Origin of the sequence: Neglectibacter sp. X4 (assembly GCF_009917365.1) — a bacterium.
Taxonomy (GTDB): Bacteria; Bacillota; Clostridia; order Oscillospirales; family Acutalibacteraceae; genus Acutalibacter.
In genome coordinates this window covers 1-6,800 of record NZ_QWLE01000084.1, presented here as the reverse complement: position 1 = coordinate 6,800, position 6,800 = coordinate 1, and the positions used below count along the sequence as shown (strand labels likewise).

Annotated in this window: 7 protein-coding genes; 1 reads left to right on the top strand and 6 read right to left on the bottom strand. The window is 55.1% G+C overall.

Going from position 1 to position 6,800, the window contains the following annotated elements; all coding sequences use genetic code 11:
* Positions 1-39 precede the first annotated feature (39 nt).
* The 6 genes from D1841_RS15940 to D1841_RS15915 all read right to left on the bottom strand — a co-directional run bounded on the left by D1841_RS15940 (position 40) and on the right by D1841_RS15915 (position 6,383).
* Entirely contained in the window at positions 40-2,802 is a 2,763-nt protein-coding gene (locus D1841_RS15940; protein ID WP_160644600.1) for an LPD25 domain-containing protein, read from the bottom strand.
* 286 nt (positions 2,803-3,088) lie between these two features.
* Positions 3,089-3,853: a hypothetical protein gene (locus D1841_RS15935; RefSeq protein WP_160644598.1), complete on the bottom strand. Its 765-nt coding sequence runs from the start codon at positions 3,851-3,853 to the stop codon at positions 3,089-3,091.
* A 225-nt stretch (positions 3,854-4,078) separates the two neighbouring features.
* The gene (locus tag D1841_RS15930) at positions 4,079-4,237 is read right to left on the bottom strand and encodes a hypothetical protein (RefSeq protein WP_161880139.1); all 159 of its coding nucleotides are present in this window, start codon (positions 4,235-4,237) and stop codon (positions 4,079-4,081) included.
* Between the two features lie 131 nt (positions 4,238-4,368).
* Entirely contained in the window at positions 4,369-5,481 is a 1,113-nt protein-coding gene (locus D1841_RS15925; RefSeq protein WP_160644594.1) for a replication initiator protein A, read from the bottom strand.
* Positions 5,482-5,532: 51 nt separating this feature from the next.
* Positions 5,533-5,742, bottom strand: coding sequence for a hypothetical protein (locus D1841_RS15920; RefSeq protein WP_160644591.1), 210 nt, complete (start codon positions 5,740-5,742; stop codon positions 5,533-5,535).
* Positions 5,743-5,789: 47 nt separating this feature from the next.
* The gene (locus tag D1841_RS15915; protein ID WP_160644589.1) at positions 5,790-6,383 is read right to left on the bottom strand and encodes a hypothetical protein; all 594 of its coding nucleotides are present in this window, start codon (positions 6,381-6,383) and stop codon (positions 5,790-5,792) included.
* Positions 6,384-6,410: 27 nt separating this feature from the next.
* Between D1841_RS15915 and D1841_RS15910 the strand changes: the two genes are divergently transcribed.
* On the top strand, positions 6,411-6,737 hold the full coding sequence (locus tag D1841_RS15910; RefSeq protein WP_160644587.1) for a hypothetical protein: 327 nt from the start codon (positions 6,411-6,413) through the stop codon (positions 6,735-6,737).
* Positions 6,738-6,800: the final 63 nt, after the last annotated feature.

The following is a 6,800-nucleotide window of genomic DNA, read 5'->3' as shown; positions in this document are numbered from 1 at the left end:
GACAGCCCTCCTGCCCTGCCAGCAGCCTTGCGGCCTCTATCATGCTCCACTCCGGGGCAAGGTTTGCAAAATATCCCCGGTGGCGGCGCTGTAGAAAGCATGGGTGCGCGTGGCGGCGGCAGGGGACAGGCCGAAGGATTCCGCCATAAACTGGTTGATATACGCAGGCTCTATCCATACGGCCCCCAGGTGCGCGTCGATTTCGGCGGCGGTGAGGGGGCGTGGCTGCACCCGTTCCAGGGCTTCCGCATTTACCTGAAACGCGGGATCCCCTTTGGCGGCTTCCTTTGCCGCCTGCCACTTTTCCCGCACATTGCCGGATAAATACTCATCGGCGGACAGGTATTTTTCCTCCCCGGGACCCTGCCCGAACAGGGGGTTTAAGAAAATATCCCCTTTCAGTTCCTGATAGATTTCCTCCTCTGCCTTGCCCGTAAGCCGGGCCATAAAGGGCAGGTCTACTTTGGCCCGCTCCCCTAAAGACACAGCCAGGGCTTCGGCGGCGGTTTCCGTATGGGTAACGGGCCGGTGGGGCTGGATGGTGCGTTTGGTGAAGATATCCGCCCTGCGTTTTAATTCCCCGTTTTTGCCCACGTCCTCCAGGGAGCAGAGCAGATAGTAGCTGGAATCCCGGTCGAAAGCCCGGGCGTTTTTCCTGTCATTTATGAGGCCGAACCGCTCCAGAAAGCTGTGGTGGAGCCGGCTCAGCTCCCCCTGGGCCTGCTGGATTTCCCCCTCCGGGGCGTCCTCCATCTGAAGCCGCAGGAGCCGCCGGGTGCAGTCCCGCAGGGAAACCATGGCTTTCACCCGTTCCCCTGCGTCCCCCCGGAGCTTTGGCTTTTCCAGGGATTCCCCTTCCCGGTAGTATACTTCCCCGTCTATGACCGCAAAGCTGTAGGGCTTTACGTCCTCCGGGGAGACGGGCTTTTCCTCCTCCTGGCGGGGGCCTGCTTCCTGATATGTTCCATGAATATGGGTGACGGCCTGTGCAAGCTGCCCTGCCAGATCCGCGCCGGGCGCGGGGGCAACGGTGTAACCCTGCCCGGCATATTGGGTGCTTTTGGCGGTTTCCACCCCCAGTACCATGTGGGGGTTATCCAAAAAATACCGGTTTACCCGGAAGCCCAGGGCTGACTCCCCGGTCTGCACCCAGGCAGGCTCCTGTTCCGGCGGGGATTCCTGTTTTTGCAGGAAAAGGATATCGCTGACAACCTCTGTGCCCGCGTTATCTTTAAAGGTGTTGTTAGGCAGGCGGACGGCCCCCAGCAGGTCGGCGTGCTGGGCCAGGTATTCTCTGACCTTGGTATCCCGGCTGTCCAGGGTGTAACGGGATGTGAGAAACGCTACGATACCGCCGGGGCGCACCTGGCCTAAAGCCTTGGCAAAAAAGTAATTGTGGATGGAAAAACCCAGCCTGTTATAGGCCGGGTCGTGTACCTGGTACTGCCCGAAAGGCACGTTGCCGATGGCAAGGTCATAGAAATCATGGCGGCTGGTGGTTTCAAAGCCCGCGATTTTTATGTCCGCCTGGGGGTAAAGTTGCCGGGCTATCTGCCCGGTGATGCTGTCCAGCTCAACCCCGTACAGCCTGCTTTTTGCCATGCTTTCAGGCAGGCACCCGAAAAAATTGCCTGTGCCCATGGAGGGTTCCAGAATCCTGCCGCCCCGAAAGCCCATGTTTTCCAGGGTCTGGTACATAGCGCGGATAACTACGGGCGTGGTATAATGGCTGTTAAGGGTGGAAGCCCTGGCAGATTCATATTCCTCCGGGGGCAGAAGCCCTTTAAGCTCTTTGTATTCGCTGGCCCAGGCGGGCTTGCTTTCATCAAAAGCGTCCGCCAACCCGCCCCAGCCCACATATTTAGAGAGTGTGTTCTGTTCCGCCGGCGTGGCCTGCCGGTTTTCCGTCTGTAGCTGCCGCAAAAGCCTGATGGCTTCCACGTTCATTTTGTAGTGAGCTTTAGGGCCGCCTACACCCAGATTCTCATCTGTAATGCGGAAATTGGGTGCGGGTGCGGGCTTCTCCTGCCCGCCGGAACCAGTTGCCTGCACAGGGGCCGGAAAATGATTCTGCACGGCGGGATCTTCTGCGGAAACCAGCCAGCCGTCCGGATCCCGGACAGGGCCTTTCTCCTCCGGAGACGGCGGGGCGGCAGGTGTTTCCCGCTCCTGCCGGACAGCTTCCCGCAGGATGGGCACGATATCCCGGTACTTCTCATACTGGCTGAGGAAATCTATCACGCCGCCGTCCCCGTCCCCGATGTCCTGGCGCTCCGTATAGCTGCTGCCATCCGGCATACGCAGGGTGAATTTCACTTTATCATAGCCCAAATATGGGCCGTATTCCGGGTCGTCCGCAGCGTACACAGCCTGCCAGGAGCCGTATTTTTCGATTCCTTCTGCCTGTTTTTTTACATAATGACTGTCGGTTTCTTTCATCAGGCGGTCAAATTCAGCGAGGGAATAAGAGGTCTTATCCTGGAAAACTTCGCTTTCACTCCATTCGCAGAAGATATAGGGCCTGCTGGGATCTATGGACAGAGAAGGTGCGGGCGCACTCTCCTGTTCTTGCGGGGCAGGCGCTTTTTCCTCTGCGGTCGGTGGGGCCTGTTCGGGAACAGCCTTCGCAGAGGGGGTGGTTTTAACCTGTTCCTGGGCCTTTTCATCGGGGAAATGCCCGAAAACCCGCAGCCATTTTTTCTCCTGGAGGTCATAAACAGCAGCGCCCTCATACTGAAAACCATCTTCTTCCATAGAGCCGTCAAGATGCCTTTTCCTGGTACTGCCGATGGAGTTCCTCATAGGGGCCGGCGCGGACAGGGCAGGGGTGTGCTCCGCCTTTGCCAGGGCATAAGCTGTGATACTGGTTTGTTTTTTTCAAGTCTGGTTCCTCCTTTAAAATGGTATTCTGGGTAAGCTCCGGGTATGGAAAAGGCCGCGGTTTTTATCCCGCGGCCCTGCCTGCACCTTTCACTGTACTAAGTATAACAGGAAAAATTCCCCTAAAGTTCCCCTAAAATTCCCCTCTTTCAGAAAAACCGGAATTTATTGTTATGTCTATTATTAAAATAATTTTCCAAAGACCAGCTTACAACGCAGCCTGAAAAAAATGATCCAGAGGGATCTTTTCAAGGCTGTTTCCGCGCGGCTCTGCTGGTTGGATGTGGAATATTTCCACGTCCGGCAGGCTGTCCTCCGTATCGAAATCCGCAGTGCTGTACTGGTTCCCGTAGAAATTATTGCCTCTCTCTGCGCCGAACATGATAACAGAGAGCTTCTCTACGGCATTGGTGTGGCACCGGAAATATTCGCTTTTCTCAATCCCATAGAGATCCAGGGTGCGGTTTAAAGATAATCCGTGGATATAACGGGAAACGAGAATTTTATACTGCCTTTGTTCGCGGGGATTTTTACTGGCTTCACAGATAAGCCTCATCTGCTCCAGGGCGCTTTCCAGTTGTGCAAACAACACCCTGTCCTTGGCGGAAATCATGGCGATGGAGCGCACCTGCTGGTTTTTCACGCTCTCCTCCCGCTCCATCAGCATCTGCATCTGAGCGTCGTCCAGCATCTGGACTGTACTGGTTATGCGGGCGTCCACCGCGGACTTTAGCAGCCGGTAGTTCTTCAGGAGATATTTTGTGTAGGCAATATTGCCCTCCCCCGGGCTTTTCTCCTGCGCCGGAGGCGGGGCCGGGGGCTTTTGGGCAGGGGCTTCCAGCTTCTCCGTGAGCCGGACTGCCCTGATAAGCTCCATCACTGTTCCCGCCTCCCAGCCGGATTTCTCCGCCACCAGGGCAAGGGTTTCCTGCAATTCCCCTTTGATTGTGCTGTACGCGTCCTTCCTGCTCATGGAAATAGTTCCTCCCTGCTGTTTGTATTTAATTCGCTTCTATATGGGAAACAGCGCATAAAACACGCTGGTATTCCTGTAAACCCCTTAAGGCAACACCGCACAATTCACGACTGCCGTCTTAAGCGGCATTGCCTTAAACCTCCGTAAGCTTTGACTAATCTAAAAGCACAGCGGCCTCCTCCGGCTCGTTTTCCAGTCCCTTCAGCCAGGCGCGGATGTTGTTCATGAGCCGACGGTATGAGTATCCAAAGGGTAATAATCCGTGGTGGACGCGCTGTCCATCAAGTCCCCGCTGAGCTTCCTGTCGGGCCGGAGCCGGGTATAAATCTGGAAAAAATCCAGCAGGGCTTCCCTGGCCCGCCCCTCATCCACGTCCTCCATCTAGGAGCCGGGGATTTCCCAGCATACCCTCATCACTTTTTCCAGCTTTTTGTACCTGCGCCCTCTGTGCCAGGATACCATGCTGCCGCCTCCATTCTATCATATTTCACAAACGCAAAGCAATGGATTTATCATTTTATTCTGGAAAACCTGCTGTATAAGGGCCGCGCATCCCCCGCAAAATCTGTGTTCACTCGCACACGGACAGCGGTTTCCATGGTGGCGGGGGCGTTGTACAGCACCGCCAGCAGGTAGGAGCGCACGTTTTTGATCCCTGTGGCGGCGTTTACCACGTCCAGGGCATAGGCTACATGCTCCGGCTCCAGCTCGCCCAGGCGCTTCTTCACGGCGGTTTCCGGCAGAAGCCCCCCAAGCAGGGGCACAGGCCCTTTCCGGCACAGGCTGTCGCAGATAAGCCGCACCACCTCCCGCACCTGCTCCCTGCCGTACCCGTTTGCCACCAGCCAGCCTGTATCCACCTGCTCCCCCACAAGGGCTTCCAGTGCGGAAGAATCTTCCCGCCCGTCCCATACGGGTGTACTTTCCCCATAGCCGTATGGCAGGAAAGAAGGATTGTTGGTATTCCTCTGGTAAGTATTATTCCTGTATTTATTACTTAGGGTCACTTTTTGGGAATTCCAAGTCCCAAAATTTGGGAGTCCTGTGTCCCAATTTTTGCGGCGCGTCTGCTTTTCCACACCATAGGGCTTTCCCGGCGCGGCGGCTTCCGTATAGACAGGCGCTTCCGGGCCGGCGGGCTTGTCCTCTATGTAAACCTCCTGCTCCGCTTCCCGGATGAGCTGCCAGCGTTCCTCCTCCACTTGATCCTCCTGGTATGCCTCCAGCATCCGCCGGTCCGCCTCCTCCGCCTTATAGGTATTTACTTCCCGGTCGGAATACACGTCCTTCACATAGATTTTCGTGTGCCTGCCCGCGGCCCGCCTGCGCTCTATCAGGCCTATATTTTCCAACTGCTTCATCATTTTCCCGGCGGTGTTTTTGGATACGCGGAACAGCTCCATTACCTCGCTTTGGGAGTAATAGATGTACAGCCTGCCCTCCCGGTCGCTGAACCGCTCCGGGTTCCGGGCAGACAGGAACACCCGGTTGTACATGCGGGAATAGAGCACCTTGGCTTCCAGGGATACGTCCCTGAAAACAGGGTTGTCCAGCAGGGCCGTGGGAATCTGGATATGCTCCGACTTCCTCCGGCTCAGCCCCACTTCCATGTAGGAAAAGTTCACCTGTCATTCCTCCTTCGCTGTTATTACATATATAATATAATTATTATAATTTTATTTAGACACGCAGATCCTCATTCCCAAAATCCTGTAAGCCGGGGCAGAGGGCGCGGACGCAAAGGCTGTGATGAGACAGAAGCCGATGCAGGAGAGGAAAAAGACCGCGCCGCACACCAGCAGTATGGCGAGGGCGCCGCCAAAGGGACGCCGCGCCCACCAGCTTGTGTAGGTGCAAGCTGTGCCCCCGAAGGCAACCGACAGCAAAAAAATGTCATGCTCAGGAACAGCCATTCCATGCCTATTACGTCCTTTTATGGTTCTGTATGCAGGGAGAAGCGTTCCCCGTCCAGGGCGATTAGGGCTTCCCCGTCCCTTCTGGCGGAGATATCCCCTCTGTCATGGCAGATAATATACCTGCCCGGATAGGGGGCAAAAGCAAGCGCCCTGCGCCTTTCCTCCGGTTTTCTGCCCCTGTCCCGCAGCACTCTTTCGACATCATCACAGTCCATCCCGCACAGCAGCGCGTGGAGGATATCGCAGGCAGATTGGGCGTGCGACCTGCCCGTAATGAGGCGGCAGGCCCGCTCCGGCAGGCCGTACCATAGAGCAAAGGCTGCGGCAAATAGCTGGTCGGCTGTGCGCAGGTATAGCTTTTGGAACTTAACCGTGTTATAATACTCCCATAGCCAGGGCGGGAGCGCCGGGACAAAAAATCCGGACTCCGCTTCTGTTCGCTGGCAGACGGGAATGTAAAGTTCAAAGATATATTTCCGCCGAACCTGTCCGCTGTCCAGGCAGGCTCCCTCGTGCCCGTACACATCCCGGAACCACGCGAGCCATTCGGCAAGGCTCTGGTAGGACAGAAGCGGGAACATTCCGTGTATGCAGGCGCTTAGCTCAACCATTCTTTTGCCCCTTTCTGAGGTGATTTTTTGAGCAGGAATAAATTTGAAGAAGCTTATTGCAATCGAAATGATGTAATGCGTATAATGCCAATTTATGAAGTGACAAAAATATTTAAAGAAGATTTGAAAAGATTTTCCGGCTATAAGAGAACTTTTTTCTGTCCGGAATGCAAAACTGCTCCACTGGTCTATGTGGATGGTGCCACACCGTATTTCAGGACATGGAGCCAAGTTAAGCACGCTCCGGATTGCCCTTTACAGCAAGACGTCATGTCTGCAAAACAAGTGGACGCATACATGAGAGAACCTGAAAACAGAGACAAAATTGTAAGGGAATTAAGGCAATGTCATTAAGTTAAAGGTATAAAAGAGCAAAATAAGAAAAAAGCATAAAAAAGGCTTGACAAATGGGAAAAA